This is a genomic window from Curtobacterium sp. ME12 (assembly GCF_903970855.1).
In the GTDB taxonomy this organism is placed as follows: domain Bacteria; phylum Actinomycetota; class Actinomycetes; order Actinomycetales; family Microbacteriaceae; genus Curtobacterium; species Curtobacterium poinsettiae_A.
Genome location: NZ_CAJCKD010000001.1, coordinates 87,008 through 111,753, shown reverse-complemented (window position 1 = coordinate 111,753; position 24,746 = coordinate 87,008). Strand labels below are relative to the sequence as shown.

Below are 24,746 nucleotides of genomic sequence, written 5' to 3'. Positions count from 1 at the left end.
ATGTCCGAGTCGTGGCCGGCGCTGTTCTCGGGGGCGTTCGACCCCTCGGCGACGGTGACGCTCGACAAGCTCAGCGGCTTCGCGGTGCCGCAGGCGCTGAGCATCCGGCTGTTCGGGCACTCCACCGCCGCGCTCGCGTTCCCGCAGGTCGTCGAGGGGCTCGTCACCCTGTGGGCGTGCTCCCTGGTCGGACTCCGCTGGGCCGGCGTCGGGACGGGCCTCGTCGCTGCCGCAGCAGCCGGGTCGACGCCGGTCTTCGTGTCGATGTTCGCGCACCCGATGGAGGACGGCATGGTCACCACCGCGCTGGCCGTCGCCCTGCTGTGCTGGCAGCACGCGGCACTGACCGGGCGCTGGTGGCCGCTCGTCGCCGCGGGCCTGGCGGTCGGCGTCGGGTTCCAGGCGAAGATGGTGCAGGCCTGGTTCGTGCTGCCGGCGCTGCTGCTCGGCACGCTGCTGGCCTCGGCCCGACACGACGGCCGTCCCTTCCGGTTCGGCACCCGGGTGGTCCGCGCCGGGGTGCTCGGGATCGTCGCGGTCGTGGCGTCGGTGTCGTGGGTGACCGCGCTGGCGCTCACGCCGTCGGGTTCGCGGCCGTGGGCGGACGGCTCCACCGACGACAGTCCGCTCGCCATGGTGTTCGGGTACAACGGCATCGACCGGTTCCTGCCCGGCGCGGTACCCGGGTCCGTCCGGTCGTTCGCCGTGCCGTTCGGTCCGCACACCTGGCGCGGTGGTCCGGCCGGGTTCGGCAAGCTGCTCGGACCGCACCTGGCGTCACAGGTCGCCTGGCTCCTGCCCGCGGCGGTGTTCGGCGTGGTGGTCGCGGCCGTGGTGCTGGTCCGACGGCGAGCGAGGAGGATCACGCCGTCGTCGACGCACACACCCCACGACACCGTCGGCACCCCCTTCGGGCACGCGTTCGACACCCGTGCCGGAGCCGCCACCCTGGCCGTCCTGGTCGTGTGGCTCGGCACCGCCGCGGCCGTGCTCTCGGTGGCCGCGGTGCCGCACACCGCCTACGTCGCCGCGATCGGCGTGCAGCTCGCCCTGCTCGCAGCCCTCGGGTGGCGCGGTGCGGTCGGACTGGTCCGGGCGCAGGCTCGAGGGCTCCGGGCGCTCCCGGTCGTCCTCGCTGCGGCACAGCTCGGCTGGGTGGTGTTCCTCGCGCGGGGCACCGCGATGCCGAGCGTGCTCGCCGTGCCCGCGATCACGGTCTCGACGGTCGCCGTCGTCGCGACGCTGGTGGCGGTGTGGTGGCGACCCCGCTGGGAGGCGACGCGCGGGCCGGACCGGCACCGGGCCTCCCGGACGGTCATCGCACTCGCAGCCGGGCTCGCGCTCATCGCCGGACCCGCCGCGTTCTCCCTGCAGGCCCTCGACGCGACCCGCGACGGCAGCGGCGTCGACGCGTCGGTCGGGCCGTGGCCCGCGCGCTGGCCGATCCCGGCCGGCAGCCCGGACGTGTTCCACGTGTCGAGCCCGGACCCGTGGGGCGGATCGACCCCGTACCCACGTGCCCTCAGCCGGCTCGTCGCGACCGCGCGACGCCTGGAGGGGTACCGGCACGACGAACCGCTGTTCCTGACGGACACGTGGCACATCTCCGCACCCGTGATCGACGCGACCGGACTGCCGGTGCTGACCGACGGCGGGTTCTCGGGCACCGTACCCGTCTTCACGACGCACCAGATCCGTCGCCGGATCGCCGACGGGCTGCGCGTCCTCGTCGTCCAGGCCCACGCGCCCCGCACCGACCCGGTCCTGCGCGCCGCGCTGGCCGGCGGCTGCCGAGCGCTGTCCCACGGCACCCGGTACGCACGTCTGCCGATGCAGCCGCGCCGGGCGGACGGCATCACGTGGACCGTGTGGCACTGCGGGCTGCCCGGCCCGTCGGTCGGCCCCGGTGCGCACCACCGGCACGCGTCAGCCCGCGGCGAGCACCTCGCGCAGGGACATCGGCGCGCGTCCGGTGATGCGTTCGACGTCGCCCGACACGTGCGCGAGCGCCCCCTCGGCGATGGCCGTGTAGGTGCTCACCCAGGCGTCGGCCTGCCACGGCTCCGGGTTCCACTGCGCACGTGACGCGTACGCCTCGTCGAGGGTCTCCGGGTGGTAGCTGACCGTGCGGCCGCGGACCTCGGACACGATCGCCGCCGCCTGGGTGAGGGTGATCGCCTCGGGGCCGGTCAGCTCGTACGTCTGGTCGCGGTGCGCGTCCGGGTCGTGCAGCACCGCGGTCGCGACGCGGGCGACGTCGGCACGGGCCACCGCGGCCATGGCGCCGTCGCCGGCCGGGCCGCGGATCACGCCGTCCTCGCCGACCAGGTCCTCGACGAAGTCCAGGTAGAAGCTGTCGCGCAGGAACGTGAACGCCATCCCGCTGTCGCGGATCGCCTGCTCCGTCGCCCAGTGGTCGCGTCCGAGCGTGAAGGTCGCGTCGGGAGCCGCGCCGAGGAACGACGTGTAGACGACGTGCCGAACGCCCGCGTCGGCCGCCGCGGCGACGAACGCCCGGTGCTGGTCGAGGCGGTCCTGGGCCTCGGCCGCCGAGACCATGAGCAGCACCTCGACGCCCTGCAGGGCGGTCCGGCTCGCGTCGGCGTCGGCGAAGGTCGCGACGGCGACCTCGGTGCCCGGAAGCTCCGGCGCACGCGAGGCGTCGCGCACGAGCATCCGGAACGGCACGGCGTCCGCGGCGAGCGCCGCGCTCACGGCGCCCCCGATGTTGCCGGTCGCTCCGGTGATGGCGATGGTCATGGTCGCTCCTCGTGTCGGTGTCGCGTCGTGGTGGTCGGGGTCACGTCGTCGTCGGGGTCGCCTGGTGGTCGTCGACGATCGCGTTGGTCGGTGGTCACGTCCACACCGTCCTGGAGGCCCGGATCACCGTGGGTGCGACCCTCGCGGCGTTCACGCCGTCCACCTCCACCGCCCACGCGCGGGCGGCGTCGTGGTCGCGGCCGTGCCGCATGTGCCGGCCGACCAGGCGGTCGAGCCGCACGTCGTCGGGGACGGCGCAGAACCAGGTCTCGGTGAAGAGCTCCGGCAGCGCCGACCACGGTGCGGCGTCATCGAGCAGGTAGTTGCCCTCGGACACCACGAGTCGGGCCGCGCGGGGCACCGCGATGCTGCCGGCCACGGGTTCGTCCACGCGACGGTCGAAGTCCGGCGCCCACACGACGTCCTCGTCGGCGGCGACCAGCCTGCGGACGAGCGCGACGTACCCGTCGGCGTCGAAGGTGTCCGCCGCGCCCTTCCGGTCGTGCCGGCCGAGGGCGTCGAGCACCGCGTTCGACAGGTGGAAGCCGTCCATCGGGACCTGCACCGCCGTGCCTGCACCCAGGCGTCCGTCCACTTCGGTGACGATGCGGCGGGCGAGCGTGGACTTGCCGGCACCCGGCGCTCCGGCGATCCCGAGCACGGTGCGGCGGCTCGAACGGGCCAGCTCGACGGCGCGCTCGAGGGCCTGGTCGACGGTCGTGCCGGAGTCGCTCACGGCCTCATCCTCGCAGAGCGCACCGACGCCCGACCGCGGTGGTTCACTTGCCGCATGGTCGATGCGACGAAGGCGTTCAGCGGGTTCTCGGTGCGCGACGTGCCCGAGGCGAAGGCGTTCTACGAGGACGTCCTGGGGATCGAGGTCACCGAGGACCACGGCATGCTCTTCCTGCAGCTCGGCGGTGGACACCAGGTGCTCGTCTACCCGAAGGGCGCGGGTCACGAACCGGCGGCCTTCACGGTGCTGAACTTCCCGGTGCCGGACATCGACGCCGCGGTGGACGAGCTCACCGCGAAGGGCGTCGCGTTCCTGCAGTACGAGGGGATGACCGACGACCGGGGTGTGAACCGGAAGGGCGGCCCGCTCATCGCCTGGTTCACCGACCCGTCGGGCAACGTCCTCAGCGTCATCGAGGAGTGACGCCAGCGGTCAGCGGGACAGGGCACCCGCCCAGCCGAGGGCGATCGGCACGAGCAGGCCGTGGCGGTGGTGCGGGAGCTCGGCGACGGGGATCCACCGCGACTCGTCGGTCGAGCCGTCGAGCTCGTGCCGCAGGGCTCCCCCGGTGACGGTCGCCCGGAACACCACCTGCACGGCCTTCATCGGCCGGCCGTTGGCGTGGATGCGGCGTTCCGCGGGGACGATGTGGTGCCGGACCCCGAGCAGGGCACCGGCCTGGGCCTCGTACCCGGTCTCCTCGCGGATCTCGCGCACGACGGCCTGTTCGACGGTCTCGTCGAAGTCGACCCCGCCGCCCGGCAGCGTCCACGTGCCCGCGTCGGGGTGACGCAGCTTCGCCAGGAGCACGCGGTCACCGTCCGTGATCACGCCGTAGGCGGCGAGCCGGGTGTCGTAGTCCGTGTACTCCATGGGCCGACCATGCCAGGTGGGTGCACCGACGTCTGCCAGCCGCGCCGGGCCTCCAGGCCGTGGACCGGGGTGGGGCGGACGCTCCACCAGTCCGCCGACCGGTCACGACCCCCTGCGGCCCGCACGCCGAGCGGTCACAGACCGTCGGCCCCGCCACCCGCAGACGACGGAACGTGACCACGCGACGCTGCACGCGCGGGGAGTCGTGACCGCTCGCCGCGCACGGCCCCGGACCCGCTTGATGCGGACCGGACCCGACCTGCCCGCCCGACCCGGATCAGGCGTCGACGCGTGCCGCTGCCCAGCCCACGCGCATCCGGGCGACCGCCCGGTCGAAGGCACTGAGCGGCTCCCCGTCGTCGCGGATCACGGACTGCAGCTGGAGCCCCTCGTACAGCGCCATGAGCTGCTCGGCGGCGTGCCGGGGCGAGGCACCACGGGACTCCCGGCCGGCGACGACGTCACGGACCAGGGCGAGGGTGACGTCCTCGAACGCCCGCGTGTACTGCGTGCGGAACCACCCGGCGGCGGGGTGGTCGGGATTCGAGGCGGCGCTGAGCACGGCGACCCGCAGGCGCACGAGGGCCGGATCGTCCACGCCCGCGGCGAGCCGGGCACGCAGGTAGGCGACCGTGCCGTCCCGCTCCGCGATCGGCCAGAGCTCGCGTCGGCTGCCGTTGTTCCACTTGTCCATGACCGCGACCACCAGGAGTTCCCACATCGGGTACGCCCGGTGGAACTCGTCGGCCGTGACCCCGGCGTGCTCGGCGACCTCGTCGGGCCCGACACGGTGGAAGTCCCCGGCTCGGTAGGCACTGATCGCCCCGGCGACGATGCGTGCGCGGAGGTCGACATCGGTCGTGGGCATGCTGACGATTGTGCGGGGCCGGTCAGTGGCCCGCGACCGCCAGTTCAGGGGGCGCGGCCGCCGTCACCGGCTCCCGGTCAGCCGCGGTCGAACGTCAGCGTCTCGTCGTCGGGCGCCCGGACCTCGCCGGAGCGGGCGAAGTCGGCCCAGATCGCCCGGAAGGCCCGGCCGCGGCGCTCGACCTCGGGCCAGTCGCGTTCGGGGACGAAGCGGGTGCCGGCCCAGGCCTCGCGGCCTCCCAACAGCAGCGGCAGGTCGCTCATGTGCACGGCCCCGGTCGGGGCGCTCGTGACACCGCGGTGCAGTCGGTACGAGGTCGCCCGGCCGCCGGCGCGTCGGTGCCGCTCGGTGAACCGTCGGGCGTCGCGCCCGTAGATGACGTCGGACAGCGGACGGACGACCCACCACCGCAGGGCCGACCGCAGCACCCGCGACCGGGTGACCCGACGCAGGCCGGGCACGAGCGGCACGTACATGCCGGCCTCGTCCGAACCGGACCCGATCAGCACGTCGACCTCGGGGGCGGCCCGGCTCCACGTGGCGTCGAGGTCACGCTCGGCGGGCAGCGGCGCGAAGCCGTACTGGGTGCCGAACGGCATGCCGGCGGCGAGCCCGTACGGCGCTGCGGCCCGGGTACCGAGTGCCTGACGGTCGAGCAGGTCCTCGAGCGGGGTGTCGGCGTGCACGGTGCCGACCGCCCGGACCATCGCGCGGTTCATCCGTGCCCGACGGCGGGACAGCCCCAGCGGAGCGCTCTGGATGATCGCCCGGCGGAAGAGCCCTTCGGCGCCGGCACTGATCATCAGGTGCGCGGCCGCGTCCCCGCCGGCCGACTGCCCGAAGACGGTGACCAGGTCGGGGTCGCCGCCGAACGCAGCGATGTTCGCGCGCACCCAGCGCAGCGACTCGACCAGGTCGAGGAGCCCGAGGTTCGCCGGGATCGTCTCGCCGTCACCGAGGAACCCCAGCACACCGAGCCGGAACGTGACCGACACCACGATCACGCGCTGCTCGGTCACCAGGTCGCGGGCGTCGTAGATCGGCAGGTCGCCGCCGCCGATGACGTACGAGCCGCCGTGGATCCAGACCATGACGGGCAGCTGCTCGTCCTGCCGCGCGTCGGCGGGCAGCGTGATCGAGAGCCGCTGGCAGTGCTCGTCGACCTCGATGCCCTGGATCGGGTTGAGCAGCAGGTCGACGAACTCCTGGTGCGGCTGCGGTGCGACCGGCGACGGGGTCGACGCGTGCAGCTCACCCTCGAACGGTGGCATCGGCTGCGGCGGGGCGAACCGTTCGGCCTGCGCGTACGGGATCCCGAGCACCCGCACCACGTCACCGTCGAGCGTCCCGACGATGCGGCCGGCGGGGGTGTCGAAGGGAGCGGGGGCGGGAGCGAGCATGGGGTTCACGGTATCGGTGCGGGGACGACGCGAGCGGACGTGACGAAGGCCGTCCCGACGGATCGGGACGGCCTCGTTCCGGCTCAGGGAGCCGGGTGCTCCTGGCGCTCGGGGGTCAGTTCGAGCGGCCGTTGACGTCGCGTCGGTCGTCGTCGTTCCAGTCGGGCTTGCGCACGCCGGACTTCGCGATGCCACGGCTGACGATGTACGCGGCCGTGACGATGGCGACGTACAGCCAGGCCTGGTCGGCGCCGAAGCCGGTGTGGCCCTCGTCCGCGTTGTCGACGACCGCTGCCGCGACGAGGATCGCGATCGACACGACCAGCCAAGCGTAGAACTCGGTGGTCTTGAGCGCGGACTTGGTCTCGTTCCACGTGGCACGCACGACCGAGTCGTTGCGTACGGGGCGTCCTGCGGTGTTCGACATGGTGACTCCTACTGATCTCCGCCACCGAGATTCGGTGGCGTCATGCAGAGCACGTTTGTCTCGCTCGGCTGATTACTCACTCAGTTTGGGTTCTCAGGGAGGGGGTGGAACATGGCGTTTGTCCACAGAACGCTGGGACAGAACGGGGCAACGATGAGCGATGAGGCCGACCCGCGACGCGGATCCGACGTGTTCGGCCGGCAGCCGCGCACCGCCGAAGGCGCCGCTGCACTCGCGAGCCTGCAGGCGCTCAGTGACAGCGTGCACGAGGCCGACGAGCAGGCGCTCCGCACCCTGGGGATGTTGCCCGTCGATGCGCTCGCCCTGCGACACCTCGTGCTCGCACACCGTGACGGACGGCTGGTGAACGCGACACAGCTCGCGCGGGTGTTGCGACTCTCGACGGCCGGGATCACGAAGCTCATCGACCGGCTCGTGCGCGACGGGCGGGCCGAACGGCAGCCGAATCCGCGGGACCGGCGCGGCATCATCATCACCGCGACCGCCTCGGCCGAGCAGGACCTCGCGCGCGCCTACGGCCACGTCGAGTCTCCGTTGATCGCGACCATCGACGCACTCAGCGCCGACGAGGTGACGGCGGTCCGCCGCTTCGCTTCCCGCCTCGCCGAGGCGCTCCGGCAGGAGCTGCCCTTCCCCGGCACCCCCTGACGTCGGCCCGGCCCGGCGGCCGGTCGCTACGACGGACGGGAGGCCCGTGGCGGCCCGCTGAGCGTGCCGCGCCGGTCCGTCCTCCGGTCGCGTCGCGCGACGGGCGCTACCGCACCCGCTTGATGGGGATCACGACGAGTGCGCCGATGAGGGCGATCGCGCCGGCGGCCCAGCACATGAGCTCGTAGTTGTCGGCGGCTCCGTCGGACCCGACCTTCAGGAAGAACAGGGCGATCGCCGGCGCGAGCGACTGCGGCAACGCGTTCGCGATGTTGATGACACCGAGGTCCTTGCCGGGCCGGTCGGCGTTCGGCAGCACGTCGACGACGAGCGCCGTGTCGATGGCCGAGTAGATGCCGTAGGCGAAGCCCATGATGATCTCGGCGACGTAGAAGCCGGTGACCGTGTCGGCGTGCGCGAGCGCGACGAGCCCGACCGCGAACATCACCGTCGAGCCGCCGACGAACACCTTGCGGCGACCGAGCTTGTCCGAGGCCCAGCCGGACAACGCCGCACTGACCAGGAGCGCGATCGTGTAGAGCAGGACGCCGAAGGCGACGGCAGCCGTGGCGTCCTTCGCCTTCTCGATGCCGATGTGCTCCTGCATGTAGAGCAGGCGGTACGTCGTGAACATGAACGTCGCGAGGATGATGAGGAAGCGGGACCACCAGGCGAACGCGAAGTCCGGGTTCTTGACCGGGTTCGTCCAGAACGACGCGACGAGGTTCAGGAACGTGAACTTCTTGAGCGTGTAGGTCGGCAGGTCGTCGCGCGCGACGACGGCGTACACGGCGACCAGGATGATCGCCAGGATGCCCGGCGCGATGAAGAGCACTGGCAGGTTCGCGACGAAGAAGACCGACAGGTAGGTGCCGGCGAGCACGGCGATGTTCTGCGCGAGCGCGATGATGCTCGAGGACCGGCCGCGCTGCAGCTGCGGCACGTTGTCGGCGAAGCTCGCGAGCAGGGTGGCGAGGGTGGCGTTCGCGGCGAGCTGGGCGAGCAGCCAGGCCAGCGTCAGGTTGAGGACGTCGGGCGAGTAGGCGATCCAGGCGAGGGCGATCGCGAAGACCACGACACCGCTGAGCAGCCAGGGGCGACGACGGCCCCAGCGCGTGCGGGTGCGGTCGGACAGGGCGCCCGCGAGGGGGTTCATGATGAGCGCACCGAATGCGCCGATCGGCAGCACCGAGCCGATGACGTTCGCGGCGTCGTCGCCGACCAGGGCCTGCGCCTTGAGCTGCATGCTCACGTAGACGGGCGCCATGAGCGCGACGAAGAGGCCGAACTGCCCGAGGAACAGGGCGATCTGGTAGCCGATGCCCACCTTCACCGTGCTGACGGGCTGGGTGATGCCCTCTTCCGGGTTGAGCAGTGCCGGGCTGCCGGGTTCGGTGGTGCTCATGACGCCTCCTTGAGTCGATGAAAACCTTGCTCGACAAGGTTTTTCCGACGCGAGCATACATCGACAGGTGTCGTCTGCAACACCGGGGTCGTCACACGGGGCAGCAAAAACTACACACCGGGTGGTTTTTGGGGTAGCGTCGTGATCGATCTCGCCGCGGAGCATCGCTCCTCGACGGGCCGCGACACCCAGACAGGATCGAAGGAGCCTCTGCAATGCCCACCACTTCTGTGCAGCTGTACTCGCTGCGCGACGCCATCGCCGAAGACCTCGACAAGGCCATCGCCCGTGTCGCCGAGATCGGGTACGAGAACGTCGAGCCCTACGCGTTCGTCGAGCGCGCGACCGACCTCGAGCGTGCGTTCGCGGCCACCGGCCTCAAGGCTCCGTCCGGCCACGTCGCCGTGATCGACGCCGAGGACACCGCGCCGATCTGGGACGCCGCCGAGCGCCTCGGCATCCGCACCGTCATCGACCCGTTCATCCCGACCGACCGCTGGCAGACCGCCGACGACGTCGCGAAGATCGCCGAGCGCGTCAACGAGCTGACCGCCGAGGCCGCCGGCCGTGGCCTGCAGTTCGGGTACCACAACCACCAGTGGGAGTTCACGAACAAGGTCGACGGCCGCACCGTCTACGACCTGTTCGTGTCGCAGCTCTCGCCGGAGACCGTCCTCGAGGTCGACACCTTCTGGGCGACCGTCGGTGGCGCCGACGCCCCAGCCGTCCTCAAGGGCCTGGGCGACCGCGTCGTCGCGATCCACGTCAAGGACGGCAAGGTCGACGGTGACATCCGCACCGCGCTGCCCTCGTCCGAGAGCGCCCTCATCGTGCCCGAGGCGCTGCAGCGCGCCTTCGAGAACCAGACGCCCGCCGGCCAGGGCGACGTCGACGTGGCGGGCATCCTCGCCGCGGCACCGCAGGCCATCCGCGTGGTCGAGTTCGACGCCTACTCGGGCGACGTCTTCGAGGGCATCACCGAGTCCCTCACCTGGCTCAAGGACAACGACAAGTGAGCCGTGTCGGGATCGGCATCATCGGTGCCGGCAACATCTCCAGCCAGTACCTCGAGAACCTGACCAAGTTCGCCGACGTCGAGGTCCGCTTCGTCGCCGACGTGCTGCTCGACCGTGCCGCTGCCCAGGCGGCGGAATACGGCGTCGCCTCGTCGGGATCGGTCGAGGAGCTCCTGGCCCGCGACGACATCTCGATCGTGATCAACCTGACGATCCCGGCCGCACACGCCGAGGTCGACCAGCAGATCATCGACGCCGGCAAGCACGTCTGGAGCGAGAAGCCGATCGCGACCGACCACGCGTCGGCCGCCGCGGTGCTCGAGTCCGCGAAGGCCAAGGGCCTGCGCGTCGCGACCGCCCCGGACACCGTGCTCGGTGCGGGCATCCAGACGGCGCTCCGTGCCATCGCCCGCGGTGACATCGGCGAGCCGCTCTCCGCGACGACGCTGTTCCACGTCCCCGGACCCGAGGCGTGGCACCCGAACCCGGACTTCCTGTTCGCCACCGGTGCCGGCCCCCTGTTCGACATGGGTCCGTACTACGTGACGACCCTGGTGCACGCGTTCGGCACCGCCTCACGCGTGCAGGCCGTCTCGTCGAAGTCGCTCGACCGTCGCACGATCGCGTCCGGCCCCCGCGCCGGCGAGACGTTCCCGGTCGAGGTCCCGACGCACCACGCCGCCCTGATCGAGTTCGCCGGCGGGCAGTCCGCCCAGTCGACGTTCTCGTTCCAGCACGCCCTGCCGCGCATGGGCTTCGTCGAGATCAACGGCACGCTCGGCACGATCTCGCTGCCGGACCCGAACACGTTCGAGGGCTCGTCGCAGCTCTGGCGCTACGGGCAGGACGAGCCGGAGACGCTCGAGGCGGTCGGCTCCACCTGGGGCCGTGGCACCGGTGTCGTCGAGCTCGCCCGCGCCATCGCCGAGGACCGCCCCGAGCGTGCCTCCGGCGCCGTCGCACTGCACGTGCTCGACGTCCTGCTCGGGATCCGCGACGCCGCCGAGTCGGGTTCCGCCGTCGACATCACGTCGACCGTGGACGCGGTCCCGCCGCTGCCCGAGGACTTCGACCCCGCGGCAGCCGTGCTGACCGCGGGCGCGAACGCCTAGGAGCGCCGCAAGCACCACTTCGTGAGCAGGAATGGTCGGGTCCCCCAACGGGAACCCGACCATTTCTGCTCACCAAGCGAAGCCGTGCGAGCCCCGCGCGACCCCAGCACGAGCCCCGCGCGACCCCTCAGACCAGCGCGGTGAAGGACGCGTCGCGCACGAGCAGCGTCGCCGCGTCGCCGACCACGGCCTGGTCGGGGTCGCTCGACAGCCCGAGGGACCAGCTGCCCCCACCCGGACGCTCCGGCAGCGTGAACTCCACCGTGGTGTCCGACGCGTTCAGCAGCACGGCAACGGTGTCGTCGCCCTGGTGCAGCACGAGCGCCACGGCCCGGTTGCCGCCGTCCGCCCAGTCGCCGTCCTCGAACCCGGCGGCGTCGGCACGGAGCACGGTCACCGTCGATTCCGAGTCACCCGGCGCGGTGCGGAACCACTCCGGACGCAGGGCCTGGTGCTGCCGACGGAACGCGATGGCCGCCGTGGTGAAGGCGAGCAGGTCCTGGTCGGCGGCGGCCCAGTCGAACCACGAGATCTCGTCGTCCTGGCAGTACGCGTTGTTGTTGCCGCCCTGTGACCGGGCGAGCTCGTCGCCACCCAGGATCATCGGCACGCCGGCGGAGAGCAGCAGGGTGCCGAGGAAGTTGCGACGCTGCCGGTCGCGGTAGTCGTTCACCGCGCCGTCGTCGGTCGGGCCCTCGATGCCGCCGTTGAACGAGGTGTTGTCGCTCTCGCCGTCGTTGTTGTCCTCGCCGTTGGCCTCGTTGTGCTTGTCGGCGTACATCGTCAGGTCGGCGAGGGTGAAACCGTCGTGGGCGGTCACGAAGTCGATCGAGCACAGCGGGGAACGCCGCGAGCCCTCGTAGACGTCGGGGCTGCCCAGGACCCGCTGCACGGCGTCGCCGAGTGCGCCCTCGTCGCCGCGCCAGAAGGCCCGAAGGTCGTCGCGGTACTTGCCGTTCCACTCGGACCAGTCGGCCGGGAACCCACCGACCTGGTAGCCGGCGGTGTCCCACGGCTCGGCGATCATCTTGACCTCGCGCAGCACGGGGTCCTGGTGGATGATGTCGAGGAACGCGGAGTGCTTCTCGGCCTCGCCGTCCTGGCGGGTGAGCGTCGTGGCCAGGTCGAACCGGAAGCCGTCGACGTGCATCTCCTCGACCCAGTAGCGGAGCGAGTCCATGATGAGTCCGAGGGCAGCCGGGTGTCCGACGTTCAGGCTGTTGCCGGTGCCGGTGGTGTCGAAGTAGTTCGCCTCGTCCCCCTCGACCAGCCGGTAGTACGACTGGTTGTCGATCCCCTTGAACGACAGCGTCGGGCCCATGTGGTTGCCCTCCGCGGTGTGGTTGTAGACGACGTCCATGATGACCTCGAGCCCCGCGGCGTGCAGGGCCTTCACCATCTCCTTGAACTCGGCGACCTGCTGCCCGGCGGTGCCGGAGGACGAGTACTCGTCGTGCGGCGCGAAGAAGCCGATGCTGTTGTAGCCCCAGTAGTTGCGGAGGCCCTTGTCGAGGAGCGTCGAGTCCTGCACGAACTGGTGCGTCGGCAGCAGCTCGACCGCGGTGACGCCGAGGTCGGTCAGGTGCTTGATCGCCGCCGGGTGGGCCATGCCGGCGTAGGTGCCGCGGATCTCCTCCGGGACGTCCGGGTGCTGCTTCGTGAAACCCTTGACGTGCACCTCGTACACGACGGTGTCGGCGAGTGGGGTCCGCAGCAGGGCGTCACCGTCCCAGTCGAAGGACCGGTCGGCGACGACCGACTTGGGCATCGCGCTGGCCGAGTCGGTGTCGTCGAGGCGCTCGGGGTCGTCCATGTCGTGGCCGAACAGGGCCTGGCCCCACTCGTAGGTGCCGTCGACGGCGGTGGCGTAGGGGTCGAGCAGGAGCTTCGCGCCGTTGTGGCGCAGGCCGTTCGCCGGGTCCCACGCGCCGTGCACCCGGAAGCCGTAGCGGGTGCCGACGGTCACGCCGGGAACGACGTCGTGGAAGGTGTAGCCGGTGCGGTTGCGGAGTTCGGTGCGGTGCTCGGTGCCGTCGTCGTCGAAGGTGCAGAACTCGACCCGCTCGGCGGTGCTCGAGAACAGGGCGACGTTGGCGCCCCCGTCGACGAGCGTGACGCCGAGCGGGGTGCGCGTGGAAGTGGTCATGCTGCCCTTCTACCGACCGGTCGCTGTGCCACCGGCGGTCTGGGCGTACCCCTGGCCGCTCAGCGCACCGGCGGGACGAGCTGCTCGAGCAGCCGCAGCACCCGTTCGCCGTCGACGGCGTCGGGGTCGAGCAGCCACTGGACCTGCAGTCCGTCGGATGCTGCGATGCTCAGGCTCGCCAGGTCGACCGGGTCCAGGTCGGCGCGGATCCGACCGCTCGCCTGGTCCGCCTCGATCAGTGCGGCGAGTTCGGCGCGCAGCCGGGCGAAGCGTTCGCGCATGAAGTCGCGTGTCGCCGGGTGGCCCTCCTGCACGGCGTCGGCCGCGAGCGTCGTGTACAGCTGCACGAGCCCCGGCACGGCCCGATTGCGCGACGCGCTCTCGCGCATGTCGCCGATGGCCGACTTCATCCGGTCGGGCGCGCCCTGCTCGCGCACCTCGTGCTCCCGGTAGACGGCGAGCAGCAGTTCGTCGCGACTCGGGAAGTAGTGGCGGAGTGCGGCGTGCGTGATCCCGAGGGCCTCGGCCACCGAGCGGAGCGACGATGCGTCGACCCCCTGCTCCGCGACCATCCGGATCATCTCGTCGAGGATCTGCGTGCGCCGCTCGGCGCCCTTGCGGTACCCGCCGCGGCGCGGCTGGGCCGCGTCGGCGTCGTCCGCGGGGTGGGTCATGCACCCAACTTACCGCTGGAAGGTTTTCTCGCCACCGTCGGACGGGAGGCCCGTGGCATGCGCACCACGGGCCTCCCGTCCGCGTCCGGGTCGCGTCGCACCCCGCCGGGTCGCGTCAGGCGGGCGCGCTCGCGTCAGTCCTGGTCGTCGACCGTGTACTCGTCGACCGGCGCGGGCGTGCCCGCGGCGAGCGCGTCGACGATCTTCGTGAGCGAGTCGGCGAGGACGGCGTTGTCCGCGTCGGGGAGTTGCTCGAGCACCTCGACGACCGCCGCGTGGAAGCGGGCGTACGAGGCGTCGATCTTCTCGGCGGCCCGGTCGGTCGGGGCGAGCACCTGCGCACGGCGGTCGGTGGGGTGCGCCGTGCGGGACAGCAGACCCTTCTGCACGAGCCCGTCGACGATCTTGGTCACCGAGGCGTTCGAGACGGCGAGCATCACGGCGAGGTCCTTCGGGCCCATCGTCCGGCCGTCCCGGTGCGCCTGGAGCAGGTACCGGACGGCGAGGAACTCGTTCTTCGACAGGCCGCTCTCGATGCGGGCGGACTCGATCTGCTGGTCCTCGGCGTGCTGCAGGCGCAGCAGCGCATCGACGGCGGTCTTCGCGACCCGGGACTCGGGTTCGCGGGCGTAGAGGTGGACGTGCTCTCGACGGACGACGGTCAACGGCATGGGGTCATGCGCTCCTTGCTAAACGGCAGGCGTGGTGAAGAAGTCCGCGTAGGACGGTTCGGAACGACCGGCGAGCAGCGAGGGGTCCTGGATGCGACGCTCGACGTACGCGTCGATGATCGCCGGGTCGGTGAGACCGACGCGCGTGTGACTGCCACCGATCCGTGCCGTCCGAGGCATCCCGGAGTACGTGCTGTGCATGTCGTGTCCCGCCCTTCTTGCTTGCCGTGTGTCCCCTGCGGACGGCTGAACTCTTTCACAAAGTGAACGGTCAGTTCAACGAACCATTTGCAGTGTGTACGTTTTGCGCGCCGAAGGGTTCGGCGGCATCCGTCAGGGTCGTGAGGAGCTGCAGGAGCGCCGCTCGTCGCTGCTCGTCGAGCGGTGCGAACAGGGAGTCGAGCACCCCCTCGGCGATGCGGTGTCCCTCGTCGAGCACCCGCCGACCATCCTCGGTGATCGCGTGCTCAATCCGCCGACCCCGACCGGCGGTCCGGGTGATGAGCCCGCGGTCGAGCATCCGGTTCGCCAGGGTGCCGAAGGCCTGATCGCTCTGGAACGTCGCGACGGCGAGGTCGTGTCCCGATGCGCGGGGCATCCGGTCGATCGCGCGCAGGGCGTCCCACTGCACGAGCGTCACGCCGAGGTCGCGCAGGGCGGCGTCCATGGTGCGGTGGTTGCGGTACTGCGCCCGCTTGACGGCGTGGCCCAGGGCTTCGAGGTCGGTCGGCATGCTGCTACGGTATCAACACTCGTAGATAAAGATGTTGATACGGAGTCCCCATGACCGACACCTACACCCGCACCGCGCTCGTCCTGCACGGCGGCGGTGGCCCCCGGACCGTCGCGCCGATCGTCGCGCACCTCGCACCCGCCTTCAACGTCGTCGCCCCGACGCACCCCGGGTGGGACGGCACCCCGCGCCCGGACGGCATCGACTCCGTCCCGGCCCTGGCGACCGCGTACCTCGAGCAGCTCGTCACCGCCGGGGAGCAGGACGTCGTGGTGGTCGGGTCCTCCATCGGCGGCTGGATCGCCCTCGAGATGGCCGTCCAGGCTGCTGCCGACGACCGGTTCGCCGGGGTCGTCGGCGCCGTCGTCGACATCGACGGCGTGGGTGCGGTCGTCGAGGGCGAACCGATCGCCGACTTCTTCGCCCTCGATGCCCGCGGGCTGGCCGAGGTCGCCTGGCACGATCCCGAGCGGGGGTACCAGGACCCGGCGTCCGTCACCGAGGAGCAACGGGCGGTGCAGCGGTCGAACGGGCAGACCATGGCGGTCGTCGCCGGCCGGTCGATGAGCGACCCGACCCTGCTCGGTCGACTCGGGGCCGTGCGGGTGCCGACGCTCGTCGTGTTCGGCGCGAGCGACCGGGTCGTGACCCCGGCGTACGGACGCGCGGTGGCAGCGGCCGTGCCGGGTGCGGTGTTCGCCGAGGTCCCGGCCGCAGGGCACCTGCCCCACCTCGAGGCCCCCGACGCGACGTGGGCGGTCATCGACCCGTTCCTCGCGCGCTGAGCAGGACGGACCACCACCGGCACGCGGCACGCGACATGCGCCTCAGACCATCGCCGCGGACATCACCGCGACCGCGACCCCCATCGCCAGGGTCTCGACCAGCGGCAGCGGACGCGAACGTCGCCGGACGCCGTCACGGAGCATGTGGACGGTGAGCACCAGGTACCCGAGGGTCAACCCGCCCAGCACCACCTGCCACGTCACCGCGACCACCCCGAGGTGCTGGTGCATCCCCGCGGCGCCGGCGTCGTGCGCCATGCCGACACCCATCGCGCCCATCGCGCCCATCACGAGCAGGCCCAGGGCAGCGTGCAGTCGCCCGTACCGGCCGTGTGCGGAGGCCGCACCCGGCTGCTGAGCCGACCCGCGCCTCCAGGCGGACGTGGACTGCAACCGGTGCACCCCGGCGACCACCACGGCGAGGAACGCCAGCACCAGGAACCACAGGACACCCGGCAGGACCCGGGGTCCGAACGCCCCGTCGACCATCGCCGCCACCATCGCGACCGCGGCGACCACGTCGACCGCACGGCCGGGGCGCCATGCCCCGACCGTGCAGCAGGCCCCGGCCGACGCCGGCACGATGGCCGCGAGCCCGAGCACATCGGTCACGTCAGCGCCCGTCCCCGTGGTCGTGCTGGTGCTCGGCTGCGTCGTGTGCGGCCTCGACGGCGCCGGAGACGTGGTGCGAGCAGTGCGACCCGGCCGCCGCCCCGATCGACGCCGGCACGTTCAGGGCCGGGTTCCGCGGGAAGAACCCGTATGGCTTGAGCGTGAACTTGGCGTAGTCGACGGGCATGACGGGCCAGTCCTCGGGCCGGGGGAAGTGCGTGGGGCCGAAGGTGTGCCACAGCACGATGTCCTCGCCGTCGAGCGGACGGTCACCCTGCACGTACCGGGCGACACCGTCCCCGCCGGGGTTCTGGTGCACGAAGTCACCGGCGGCGAAGCGCTCGGCCGGGTCGTACTGCGTCACATAGAGGTGCTTCCGTGCGAACTCGGCGCGTGCGGCCACCGACGACGAGTCGTCCGCGAGCAGCACCGGGGCGTCCCGCGGGTACAGCACGTACCCGGTCGGGCGGTCGAGGTGGTTGCGCTCCTCGGTGTTCGAGATGAACCACGTCCGGGCCTTCGACGCGTCGGCGAGACGGCCGGAGGTCGACTCGGACGACAGCCGGGTGACCGACTTCGTGAACGCGTTGCCGTGCTCGTTGCCCGGGCCGACGGGGACCCGGACGGCGTCGACTTCGTCCACCGCGTTCGACAGCCCGTCGACCATCATGTCCAGCCGTGCCGAGAACAGGTGCTGGTGGTACGGGGCGCCGAGGCCGGGCGCGACCTCGGAGGCGTACGGGTAGTCCGCACCGGACTCCGTCCGACCCGGGTACGACGAGGTGAAGAGGACGCCGGTGAGCTTCGCCTCGCACTCGATCGTGCCGTCGAGGTACAGGTACCAGTAGAACCCGTAGTCGTAGTTGCCGACGGTGGTGAAGAACGAGATCACCAGCCGACGTGAGCGCCGGACCTCCTGCGACCCGGTGTAGATGTCCCCGTGCTTCCACAGCGTGCCGAAGTCCTCCTCGTGCATGCAGATGCCGTTGCGGATGGTCTGCGGGTTGCCGAGCTCGTCGGCGAGGACGGCGTCGAAGTACTTGATCTCGCCGACGCAGTCGCAGCCGAGCTCGAGCGAGTTGGTGAAGCGTCCGAACAGGTACTCGCCGGTGTCGAAGTAGTTCTGCCAGAACCGCACCGGCGACGGGTCGCCGTAGGGCACGAGCATCTCGTCGATCGAGGCCCGGTAGACGATCGGCCGCAGCCGCGCGCCGTCCTGCCACGACAGCTGCCGGAGCACGAGCCCCTCTCTGGCGTCGAACCCGACCTGGAACCGCCAGTTCGCCCACTCGACGAACTCACCGTCGACCGAGAACGACGGCCCCTCGGGCTGCGTGATGACGATCGGCTTGAGGTCGAGCGGTTCGCCCTGCATCGCCGGGTCGTCGAAGTTGCCGGACGTGGCGGGCACGGGCATCTCCGCGACGTCCACGATGCGGGTCACGGCGCGGTTGGCGGCGTCGACGTACACGGACAAGCCGTCCACCGGGTGCGCCCAGACGTGGTCGGCGGGGTGGTCCTGGCGGAAGGCGAGCACGCGGAGGATCCGGCGCCCCGCTTCCTCGGGGTAGTCGTAGTACCCGGCCGAGAGCGGGACGCACTTCACCTCGTCCGGCGTCAGGCCGCGCTTCGCCAGGGCGGCGACCCAGCGCTCGTCCGCGTTCGCGATCTCGCCGACGGCGTCGAACTCCTCGATGAGGACGGGCAGCTGTCCGCGGGACCCGTCGAGCACGTCGGTGGACAGGACGGTCCGGTCGGTGATCGAGACGACGCCGTCGGTGGAACGTCCGGTCGCCATGTCGAGGAGCATCACGCGGGCGCGGCGGTCCGGCAGGGGGCCGTCGCCGGCCTGCCAGGCCAGGACCTGCTGCTTGTGCGGCTCGTCGAGGCCGACGTAGACGAAGCGCGTGGTGTCGGTCCAGTCCGGCTGCGCCGTGACGACGTCGCGGACGGTGGTGAACTCGTCAGGGCTCAGGTTCGCGAGCGGGTGGGTGGTGGCGGTGACGGGATCGGTGAGGGTCATGCTGGTGGTTCCTTCGGTTCGGTCTGGAGGCGCGGGTCGGGTGGGTCGGTCAGCCGTCGCTGGCGAGACGATCGAGCATCTGGTCGTAGCGGCGGCGGTCGCGCCGACGCAGCACCACGGCCTGCAGCACGCCGACGGCGGGCACGACCACGACGAGGCCGGTGAGCACGGTGCTGACGACACCGAAGACGCTCGCTCCGGAACCGTCGACGTCGCCGACGAGCGTCGGGAAGTTCGCCCAGATCAGAACGGCCGAGGCGACGAGCCCGACGAACCCGAGGACGGGGGCGATGACGGTGTTCCAGATGCGGCGGTCGGCGCGGTTCCGACGGAAGTAGACGATGACGGCGAGGCTCGTCGCGGCCATCAGGATCGCCACGCCAAGGGTGGCGACACCGGCGAACCAGCTGAAGACCTGCAGGACCGGGTCGAGGCCGAGGACGGCGAACAGGACCATGAGCACGGCGGCGGTGACCGTCTGCACGATGCTCGAGGTGTGCGGCGACTCGTGCTTGCGGTGCACGGTGCCGAGACGACCGGGCAGGAGCGAGGCGTTCGCCATCGAGTGCTGGTACCGGGTGATGACGTTGTGGAAGGACAGGACGCAGGCGAACATGCTCGTGAGCAGCAGCACGTTCAGGACGGCCTCACCCGCGGTGCCGATGTAGCGCGCCGCCGTGGTGAGGATGAGGGCGCCCGGGTCCTTCGCGGCCTCGGCGAGCACGCCGTCCGGACCCCAGGCCATCACGAGTCCCCACGACGCCAGCGTGTAGAACACCCCGATGCCGATGACGGCGGTGTAGGTGGCCCGCGGGATCGTGCGCTCCGGGTCCTTCGCCTCGTCACGGAAGATCGCGGTGGCCTCGAACCCGATGAACGCCGCGATGGCGAACATGAGGCCGACGCCGGGCGAGCCGGACATGACGTGGGTCGGTGCGAACGGCGCGAGCGAGAGCCCGTCGGCACCGCCGCGGAACACGATCGCGGCCACCAGGACGAGCACGATCCCGACCTCACCGACGAGCAGGACGCCGAGGACCTTGCTGGACAGGTCGATGTGCCGGTACCCGAGCACCCCGACGAGCGCCACGACGACCAGGGACCACACGTACCAGGGGACGTCCGGCCCGCCGAGGCCCGTGACGGTCACCCCGAGCAGGTACCCGATGTAGCCGTGCACGCTGACCTGGATCGTCGTGTAGGTCAGCAGCGCCAGGGTGGCCGCCCCCGCACCGGCCGGACGACCGAGCCCGTGGCCCACGAACGTGAAGAAGGCGCCGGGTCGTGGCAGGTGCCGGGTCATCGCCGCCAGCCCCACCGAGAACAGCAGCAGGATCACGGCGGACGCGGCGTAGAGCGACGGGAACCCGACGCCGTTGCCGAGCAGCATGCCCAGCGGGGCGGCGCCGCCGACGACGGTGAGCGGGGCGGCGGCCGCGACGACCATGAACACGATCGCGGTGACGCCGAGCGAGCCGCGCATGGTCCGCTGCGGTGCGGGTACGGCTCCGAGTGACGCGGGGTCCTTCGTGATGCTGGACATCGTGGCCTTCCGGTTCGGGTGACTGGGTCGGGGTGGGACCACGGTCCCGCGCCACCGTTGCGCCCCCGTTCCACGGGTGTGAAACCCGCACGCACCCGAATGGGACGGCCCGGGCGAGGCGTCTCATTTACCCGAGACCACCGCGAAACACGACCGAGACACCGGGGCAACGCAGCCCCCGTACCGTTGCCGCATGACCGCGCTCGACCGTGCCATCGCCGACCCGCCACGGGTGCCGGGCATCGGCACGCGCTCCCCCGTCGACGGACTGTCCCGGCGGAGCGTCGGCCCGGTCGACGTGCTGGCGCAGTCGGTGTCCGCGGTCGCACCGTCGGCGGCGGCCACCACGATCCCGGTGCTCGTCGCGACCGTCGCCGGGCAGGGCGCGACGTGGTCCCTGCTCGCCGCGATGGCGCTGTCGTTCCTGGTCGGACGCACCGTGAACCAGTTCGTCCGACGCGTGGCGGGCACCGGCTCGCTCTACACCTACGTCTCGCTCGGCCTGGGGCCGGTGGCCGGTGTGGTCGCGGGCGCCGCACTGCTGCTCGGCTACGGGTTCATCGCGATGTTCTCGCTCACCGGCAGCGGCTACTACCTCGACTACCTGCTGTCCCGGTTCGTCCCGACGGCCGGCACCGGCTCCCTGGTCACGGTCGTGGTGATCACCGCCATGGGCGCCGCGGTGTTCGCCGTCATCGCCCTCGGCGTCCGGTTGTCGACGCGCCTCACCCTGCTCGTCGAGACCCTGTCCGTCGCCGTCATCGTCGTGCTGATCGTCGCCCTGGTCGCACGCCTGCAGCCCGTCGACACGTCCGCCCTCGCACTCGGCCCGACCGCGCCGGCACCCTTCGCGGTGGGCACGGCGCTCGCGGTCACCGCCTTCGTCGGGTTCGAGAGCGCGTCGGTGCTCGGCGTGGAGGCACGGCGCCCGTTCCAGGCGATCCCCCGCGCGATCTCGTGGACCGTCCTGGTCGCGGGCGTGCTCTACGTCGTGAGCGCTGCCGCCCAGCAGACCGGGTTCGCCGCGATCGGCACCGACCTCGCCACGAGCGCGTCGCCGGTCAACGAGCTCGCCACGGCCTTCGGCATGCAGTGGGTCGGGTGGGCGCTCGACCTCGGGATCGCCGCCTCGTTCGCCGCGTGCGCGATCGCCTCGACGACGGCGCTCGTCCGCGTGCTTTTCGCGATGGGCCGTGAAGGGGTGCTGCCCGCAGCGCTCGGGCGGGCGTCGCCACGGTTCCTGACACCCTTCGTCGCGGGCGTGCTGGCGTGCTCGGTGCTGACCGCGCTGCCGGTCCTCGGGCTCCTCACCGGCATCCCGACCTGGTCCCTGATGGAGGCCGAACTGGTCGTCGCGGCACTCGGGTACCTGACGGCGTACGCGATGACGTGCTTCGCGGCTCCGGTGTTCCTGCGACGCATCGGCGAGTTGACGACGGGGGTGGCGACCACCGCGGTGACGACCGGCGTCCTGCTCACCGCCGTGCTGCTCACCTACGCCGGGGTCGAGGCCGCGTCGCCCCGATGGCCGGCCGTCGTCCTCGCCGTCGGGGTGGTCACCGCGGTCGTCGTCGCGTTCCTGGTGGCGACCCGTCGGCGACCCTGGCGACGGGGTCGGAGCCGGGCGGTGTACGACGTGCCGGTCGAGGCGGACCTGCTGGGCGCCTCCCGGCCGTCCGCCGGACCCGGCCACGGGACGGGGGTGCGGTGAGCGAACCCGGTCTCCGCGCGCGGCAGCCGAAGGCGATCCAGAACGCCCTCGCGGTGCTCGAGGCGGTCGCGCACGCCGGGCCCGGCGTCACCGCTCAGCAGATCTCGGACGCGCTCGGGATGCCGCGGGCGACCACCTACCGGCTCATCACGCTGCTCGTGGAGGACGAGTACCTGGTGCGGCTGCCGGACCTGCGCGGCTTCGCACTCGGGCACAAGGTCTCGGAGCTCGCCGGCGTCGCCCCGGCCACGGCCCCGTCGGTCCCACCACTCCCCCGCGCCGTCCGGTCTGTGCTGTCCGACGTGCGCTCGGCGGTCCGCGCCGGGGTGCACCTGGCCCGGTACGACGCCGACGGGATCTGCGACGTCGACGTCGACCCGGACTTCCCGCTCCTCGACGCGACCGCCCTGCGATCGGCACCCGGGTCGAGTGCGATGGGGCGGCTGCACGCCGGCGGCGGCGCCTCGGCGTCGCAGGTCGGCGCCTTCGTGCGGGGCTTCGGGTGCCTGGCCCTGCCCGTCCGCGGCGAGCGCGGTGAGCTCGTGGCGGGGCTGACGTTGTCCGCGCCCGCGGCCCGGGTGGAGTCTCCTGGCCAGGCCCTGGTGCACCTGCGGACGGCGGTCGCGCGGCTCGAGCCCCTGCTCGGCTGAGCTCTCGGCGTCCTCCGAGCGATCTTTTGGCACTCACCAGGGTCGAGTGCTAAAACGGTGGCAGTTGAGTCGAGGGGACTCAACGAGAACCACGAAGGAGTTGATTCCGATGACGATGAACTTCGATCCGTTCCGCGAGCTCGACCGACTCGCGGGTTCGCTCCTCGGCACCGCCGCCGGCCCGCGCTCGATGCCGATGGACCTGTACCGCACCGGGGACCACTACGTCCTCGACGTCGACCTGCCCGGCATCGACCCGGGCTCCGTCGACATCGACGTGGACGGCTCCGTCCTGACCATCCGCGCCGAGCGCACCCTGGGAGCACCCGAGGGGTCGCAGTGGCTCACACGCGAGCGCCAGCCCGGCACGTTCGTCCGGCAGCTGACGCTCGGCGACGGCCTGGACGCCGAGCGCATCACCGCCGGGTACGACAACGGCGTGCTGAGCGTCACGATCCCCGTCAAGGAGTCCGCGAAGCCGCGCAAGATCGCCGTCACCGTCGGTGGCGGATCCGAGCAGCTCGCGGTCGGTTCCGGCGCCGCCGCCGAGTGAGGAGCTGAGCGATGACGTCCGTCCTGCTGAACGCGGTGGTGGCGGTCCTCGTCGTCACCGCGGCGCTCGCGCTGACGAGCCTGGACCGGCGCACCGCCGTGCTGCTCGGGGCCGCCGGCAGCCTGACCGGCACGTTCCTGGCCTGGGTCGCCGCGCCACGGCTCTTCGAGCAGTCGCTCCTGGCCCCCTGGGTCGCGGCGGTCCTCGGCACGGCCCTGCTGATCGCGGGGTGGAGCGCGGTCCGCGCCTACTCGGGCATCTTCGAGGCACCACGCGACGAAGAACCCGAGACGGGGGCGCTGATGACCGTGGGCGGGTCCGCCCCGTCGGTGCGGTGACCACCTGACGGACCGGAGGCCCGGTGCACGTCGTGCGCCGGGCCTCCGGTCGTTCCGTCGGTCGCGTGGGCGACCGTCGGGACTACTCCTTGTTCAGCTTGTCCTGCACCAGGCCGGCCGTCTTCTCGACGACGTTCGGCAGCTCGGTGGTGCCGTAGAGCCGGACGTCGGGGTGCGTGGGCGGGGGCATCGGGACCGAGGTCGTCGGGCCGTCGTGGTACGAGTACTCGCCCTTGCCGTCGAACGAGGGACCGCTCGCCCAGGGACCGTTCCCCGCCTCGGCACCGTCGGAGAAGTTGAGGTACTGGTAGTTGACCTCCTGGTTCTCCTTCGACTGCGGGAAGTTGCTCGGCACGGGGAAGCCCTCGACGCCCTTCTCGCGCAGCTCGGCAGCGGCGGTCGCCCACATGTTCTGGTGCATGGTGTCGCGGGCGATGAGGAAGGACAGCAGGTCCCGCACGCCGTGGTCGTCGGTCATGTGGTAGAGCCGGGCGGCCTGCACTCGACCCTGCATCTCGGCGTTCTCGTTCGCCGTGAAGTCGGCGAGCAGGTTGCCGCTGGCGGTGATGTAGGAGCCCTGCCAGGGGTTGCCGTTGCTGTCCACCGGACGGGCACCCGCACCGGCGACGATCGCGTGCTGGACGTCGGTACCACCGACGATCGCGGCGACCGTGGGATCGTCCTGCAGCGCGTCCTCGGTGATGCCGAGCGGGGACTTCTCGAGCAGCTGCGCGATCATCGTCGCGAGCATCTCGACGTGGCCCATCTCCTCGGCGCCGATGCCGAACACCATGTCGCGGTACTTGCCGGGGATGTGCATGTTCCAGGCCTGGAACTGGTACTGCAGCGCGACGGAGATCTCTCCGTACTGGCCGCCGAGCACCTCCTGCAGCTTGCGGGCGTACACGGCATCCGGCTTGTCGGGTGTCGACTTGAACTGGAGTTCCTGCTTGTGGAAGTACAACTCGTGCTCCTTCGTCTCGATCGAGCGATTGCACGGCCGATGGTTCGCCGGGGGTACTGAGCGGCGGTCCAAGGTGG

The 24,746-nt window shown here is 71.6% G+C and carries 25 protein-coding genes and 1 pseudogene; 10 read left to right on the top strand and 16 right to left on the bottom strand.

Annotated features, from left to right (window positions below; genetic code table 11):
• Positions 1-546: pseudogene (locus H7A73_RS18005) on the top strand (ArnT family glycosyltransferase); the annotation flags it as partial.
• A gap of 1,380 nt (positions 547-1,926) precedes the next feature.
• Here the strand turns inward: H7A73_RS18005 and H7A73_RS00525 are convergent.
• On the bottom strand, positions 1,927-2,760 hold the full coding sequence (locus tag H7A73_RS00525; protein ID WP_182064208.1) for an SDR family oxidoreductase: 834 nt from the start codon (positions 2,758-2,760) through the stop codon (positions 1,927-1,929).
• 94 nt (positions 2,761-2,854) lie between these two features.
• On the bottom strand, positions 2,855-3,496 hold the full coding sequence (locus H7A73_RS00520) for a nucleoside/nucleotide kinase family protein (protein ID WP_182064207.1): 642 nt from the start codon (positions 3,494-3,496) through the stop codon (positions 2,855-2,857).
• 54 nt (positions 3,497-3,550) lie between these two features.
• Here H7A73_RS00520 and H7A73_RS00515 point away from each other — a divergent pair, with 54 nt between their 5' ends.
• Positions 3,551-3,919, top strand: a complete 369-nt coding sequence (locus H7A73_RS00515; RefSeq protein ID WP_182064206.1) for a VOC family protein — start codon at positions 3,551-3,553, stop codon at positions 3,917-3,919.
• A 9-nt stretch (positions 3,920-3,928) separates the two neighbouring features.
• On the opposite strand, the gene H7A73_RS00510 is transcribed toward H7A73_RS00515, so the two are convergent.
• The 4 genes from H7A73_RS00510 to H7A73_RS00495 all read right to left on the bottom strand — a co-directional run bounded on the left by H7A73_RS00510 (position 3,929) and on the right by H7A73_RS00495 (position 7,064).
• The gene (locus H7A73_RS00510) at positions 3,929-4,369 is read right to left on the bottom strand and encodes an NUDIX hydrolase (RefSeq protein ID WP_182064205.1); all 441 of its coding nucleotides are present in this window, start codon (positions 4,367-4,369) and stop codon (positions 3,929-3,931) included.
• Between the two features lie 277 nt (positions 4,370-4,646).
• Positions 4,647-5,237, bottom strand: a complete 591-nt coding sequence (locus H7A73_RS00505) for a TetR/AcrR family transcriptional regulator (protein ID WP_182064204.1) — start codon at positions 5,235-5,237, stop codon at positions 4,647-4,649.
• Between the two features lie 77 nt (positions 5,238-5,314).
• A complete protein-coding gene (locus H7A73_RS00500) occupies positions 5,315-6,637 on the bottom strand; it encodes a carboxylesterase family protein (protein ID WP_182064203.1) in 1,323 nt (440 codons plus the stop codon).
• 115 nt (positions 6,638-6,752) lie between these two features.
• Positions 6,753-7,064 carry a hypothetical protein gene (locus H7A73_RS00495; RefSeq protein ID WP_182064202.1) on the bottom strand — a complete coding sequence of 104 codons (312 nt, stop codon included), beginning with the start codon at positions 7,062-7,064 and terminating at the stop codon, positions 6,753-6,755.
• A 153-nt stretch (positions 7,065-7,217) separates the two neighbouring features.
• On the opposite strand from H7A73_RS00495, the gene H7A73_RS00490 reads away from it, so the two are divergent.
• Positions 7,218-7,733, top strand: coding sequence for a MarR family winged helix-turn-helix transcriptional regulator (locus H7A73_RS00490; protein ID WP_182064201.1), 516 nt, complete (start codon positions 7,218-7,220; stop codon positions 7,731-7,733).
• Positions 7,734-7,839: 106 nt separating this feature from the next.
• Here the strand turns inward: H7A73_RS00490 and H7A73_RS00485 are convergent, their stop codons facing one another.
• Positions 7,840-9,138, bottom strand: coding sequence for an MFS transporter (locus tag H7A73_RS00485; RefSeq protein WP_182064200.1), 1,299 nt, complete (start codon positions 9,136-9,138; stop codon positions 7,840-7,842).
• Positions 9,139-9,353: 215 nt separating this feature from the next.
• On the opposite strand from H7A73_RS00485, the gene H7A73_RS00480 reads away from it, so the two are divergent.
• Complete coding sequence (locus H7A73_RS00480) at positions 9,354-10,154, top strand: sugar phosphate isomerase/epimerase family protein (protein WP_182064199.1); 801 nt, start codon at positions 9,354-9,356, stop codon at positions 10,152-10,154.
• Positions 10,151-11,266 carry a Gfo/Idh/MocA family protein gene (locus tag H7A73_RS00475; RefSeq protein ID WP_182064198.1) on the top strand — a complete coding sequence of 372 codons (1,116 nt, stop codon included), beginning with the start codon at positions 10,151-10,153 and terminating at the stop codon, positions 11,264-11,266. Before H7A73_RS00480 ends, H7A73_RS00475 begins: the two co-directional genes overlap by 4 nt.
• A 127-nt stretch (positions 11,267-11,393) precedes the next feature.
• Here H7A73_RS00475 and glgX read toward each other — a convergent pair whose 3' ends face one another.
• From glgX to H7A73_RS00450, 5 genes are all read right to left on the bottom strand, one after another.
• The gene (gene glgX, locus H7A73_RS00470; protein ID WP_182064197.1) at positions 11,394-13,412 is read right to left on the bottom strand and encodes a glycogen debranching protein GlgX; all 2,019 of its coding nucleotides are present in this window, start codon (positions 13,410-13,412) and stop codon (positions 11,394-11,396) included.
• Between the two features lie 59 nt (positions 13,413-13,471).
• Entirely contained in the window at positions 13,472-14,086 is a 615-nt protein-coding gene (locus H7A73_RS00465; protein WP_071248778.1) for a TetR/AcrR family transcriptional regulator, read from the bottom strand.
• Between the two features lie 134 nt (positions 14,087-14,220).
• The gene (locus H7A73_RS00460; RefSeq protein ID WP_182064196.1) at positions 14,221-14,757 is read right to left on the bottom strand and encodes a MarR family winged helix-turn-helix transcriptional regulator; all 537 of its coding nucleotides are present in this window, start codon (positions 14,755-14,757) and stop codon (positions 14,221-14,223) included.
• A gap of 18 nt (positions 14,758-14,775) precedes the next feature.
• A complete protein-coding gene (locus H7A73_RS00455; protein ID WP_071404431.1) occupies positions 14,776-14,958 on the bottom strand; it encodes a hypothetical protein in 183 nt (60 codons plus the stop codon).
• A gap of 70 nt (positions 14,959-15,028) precedes the next feature.
• Positions 15,029-15,490 (bottom strand): MarR family winged helix-turn-helix transcriptional regulator, encoded by a 462-nt coding sequence (locus H7A73_RS00450; RefSeq protein WP_182064195.1) that lies wholly within the window; start codon positions 15,488-15,490, stop codon positions 15,029-15,031.
• A gap of 50 nt (positions 15,491-15,540) precedes the next feature.
• Between H7A73_RS00450 and H7A73_RS00445 the strand changes: the two genes are divergently transcribed.
• Positions 15,541-16,275: an alpha/beta fold hydrolase gene (locus H7A73_RS00445; RefSeq protein ID WP_182064194.1), complete on the top strand. Its 735-nt coding sequence runs from the start codon at positions 15,541-15,543 to the stop codon at positions 16,273-16,275.
• A 42-nt stretch (positions 16,276-16,317) separates the two neighbouring features.
• On the opposite strand, the gene H7A73_RS00440 is transcribed toward H7A73_RS00445, so the two are convergent.
• From H7A73_RS00440 to H7A73_RS00430, 3 genes are read right to left on the bottom strand one after another with little or no spacing between them, the layout of a single operon-like run.
• Complete coding sequence (locus H7A73_RS00440; RefSeq protein WP_182064193.1) at positions 16,318-16,887, bottom strand: hypothetical protein; 570 nt, start codon at positions 16,885-16,887, stop codon at positions 16,318-16,320.
• 1 nt (position 16,888) lies between these two features.
• On the bottom strand, positions 16,889-18,910 hold the full coding sequence (locus tag H7A73_RS00435; protein WP_182064192.1) for a primary-amine oxidase: 2,022 nt from the start codon (positions 18,908-18,910) through the stop codon (positions 16,889-16,891).
• 49 nt (positions 18,911-18,959) lie between these two features.
• Entirely contained in the window at positions 18,960-20,453 is a 1,494-nt protein-coding gene (locus H7A73_RS00430; RefSeq protein ID WP_182064191.1) for an APC family permease, read from the bottom strand.
• Between the two features lie 193 nt (positions 20,454-20,646).
• Here H7A73_RS00430 and H7A73_RS00425 point away from each other — a divergent pair, with 193 nt between their 5' ends.
• The 4 genes from H7A73_RS00425 (at position 20,647) to H7A73_RS00410 (ending at position 23,705) form a co-directional block, all read left to right on the top strand.
• On the top strand, positions 20,647-22,164 hold the full coding sequence (locus tag H7A73_RS00425) for an APC family permease (RefSeq protein WP_182064190.1): 1,518 nt from the start codon (positions 20,647-20,649) through the stop codon (positions 22,162-22,164).
• Positions 22,161-22,814, top strand: a complete 654-nt coding sequence (locus tag H7A73_RS00420; RefSeq protein ID WP_259362633.1) for a helix-turn-helix domain-containing protein — start codon at positions 22,161-22,163, stop codon at positions 22,812-22,814. The genes H7A73_RS00425 and H7A73_RS00420 overlap by 4 nt, the downstream gene beginning before the upstream one ends.
• 109 nt (positions 22,815-22,923) lie before the next feature.
• Positions 22,924-23,367, top strand: a complete 444-nt coding sequence (locus H7A73_RS00415) for an Hsp20/alpha crystallin family protein (RefSeq protein WP_182064189.1) — start codon at positions 22,924-22,926, stop codon at positions 23,365-23,367.
• A gap of 11 nt (positions 23,368-23,378) precedes the next feature.
• Positions 23,379-23,705 (top strand): hypothetical protein, encoded by a 327-nt coding sequence (locus tag H7A73_RS00410; RefSeq protein WP_182064188.1) that lies wholly within the window; start codon positions 23,379-23,381, stop codon positions 23,703-23,705.
• A gap of 82 nt (positions 23,706-23,787) precedes the next feature.
• Here the strand turns inward: H7A73_RS00410 and H7A73_RS00405 are convergent, their stop codons facing one another.
• A complete protein-coding gene (locus tag H7A73_RS00405; protein WP_182064187.1) occupies positions 23,788-24,669 on the bottom strand; it encodes a manganese catalase family protein in 882 nt (293 codons plus the stop codon).
• Positions 24,670-24,746 lie beyond the last annotated feature (77 nt).

What these genes read in the sequence shown, in the direction of transcription:
- H7A73_RS00525 (WP_182064208.1), bottom strand. Translation starts at nt 2,760, where the DNA reads ATGACCATCGCCATCACCGGAGCGACCGGCAACATCGGGGGCGCCGTG.
- H7A73_RS00515 (WP_182064206.1), top strand. Translation starts at nt 3,551, where the DNA reads ATGGTCGATGCGACGAAGGCGTTCAGCGGGTTCTCGGTGCGCGACGTG.
- H7A73_RS00510 (WP_182064205.1), bottom strand. Translation starts at nt 4,369, where the DNA reads ATGGAGTACACGGACTACGACACCCGGCTCGCCGCCTACGGCGTGATC.
- H7A73_RS00505 (WP_182064204.1), bottom strand. Translation starts at nt 5,237, where the DNA reads ATGCCCACGACCGATGTCGACCTCCGCGCACGCATCGTCGCCGGGGCG.
- H7A73_RS00500 (WP_182064203.1), bottom strand. Translation starts at nt 6,637, where the DNA reads ATGCTCGCTCCCGCCCCCGCTCCCTTCGACACCCCCGCCGGCCGCATC.
- H7A73_RS00495 (WP_182064202.1), bottom strand. Translation starts at nt 7,064, where the DNA reads ATGTCGAACACCGCAGGACGCCCCGTACGCAACGACTCGGTCGTGCGT.
- H7A73_RS00490 (WP_182064201.1), top strand. Translation starts at nt 7,218, where the DNA reads ATGAGCGATGAGGCCGACCCGCGACGCGGATCCGACGTGTTCGGCCGG.
- H7A73_RS00485 (WP_182064200.1), bottom strand. Translation starts at nt 9,138, where the DNA reads ATGAGCACCACCGAACCCGGCAGCCCGGCACTGCTCAACCCGGAAGAG.
- H7A73_RS00480 (WP_182064199.1), top strand. Translation starts at nt 9,354, where the DNA reads ATGCCCACCACTTCTGTGCAGCTGTACTCGCTGCGCGACGCCATCGCC.
- glgX (WP_182064197.1), bottom strand. Translation starts at nt 13,412, where the DNA reads ATGACCACTTCCACGCGCACCCCGCTCGGCGTCACGCTCGTCGACGGG.
- H7A73_RS00465 (WP_071248778.1), bottom strand. Translation starts at nt 14,086, where the DNA reads ATGACCCACCCCGCGGACGACGCCGACGCGGCCCAGCCGCGCCGCGGC.
- H7A73_RS00460 (WP_182064196.1), bottom strand. Translation starts at nt 14,757, where the DNA reads ATGCCGTTGACCGTCGTCCGTCGAGAGCACGTCCACCTCTACGCCCGC.
- H7A73_RS00455 (WP_071404431.1), bottom strand. Translation starts at nt 14,958, where the DNA reads ATGCACAGCACGTACTCCGGGATGCCTCGGACGGCACGGATCGGTGGC.
- H7A73_RS00450 (WP_182064195.1), bottom strand. Translation starts at nt 15,490, where the DNA reads ATGCCGACCGACCTCGAAGCCCTGGGCCACGCCGTCAAGCGGGCGCAG.
- H7A73_RS00445 (WP_182064194.1), top strand. Translation starts at nt 15,541, where the DNA reads ATGACCGACACCTACACCCGCACCGCGCTCGTCCTGCACGGCGGCGGT.
- H7A73_RS00435 (WP_182064192.1), bottom strand. Translation starts at nt 18,910, where the DNA reads ATGACCCTCACCGATCCCGTCACCGCCACCACCCACCCGCTCGCGAAC.
- H7A73_RS00430 (WP_182064191.1), bottom strand. Translation starts at nt 20,453, where the DNA reads ATGTCCAGCATCACGAAGGACCCCGCGTCACTCGGAGCCGTACCCGCA.
- H7A73_RS00425 (WP_182064190.1), top strand. Translation starts at nt 20,647, where the DNA reads ATGACCGCGCTCGACCGTGCCATCGCCGACCCGCCACGGGTGCCGGGC.
- H7A73_RS00415 (WP_182064189.1), top strand. Translation starts at nt 22,924, where the DNA reads ATGACGATGAACTTCGATCCGTTCCGCGAGCTCGACCGACTCGCGGGT.
- H7A73_RS00410 (WP_182064188.1), top strand. Translation starts at nt 23,379, where the DNA reads ATGACGTCCGTCCTGCTGAACGCGGTGGTGGCGGTCCTCGTCGTCACC.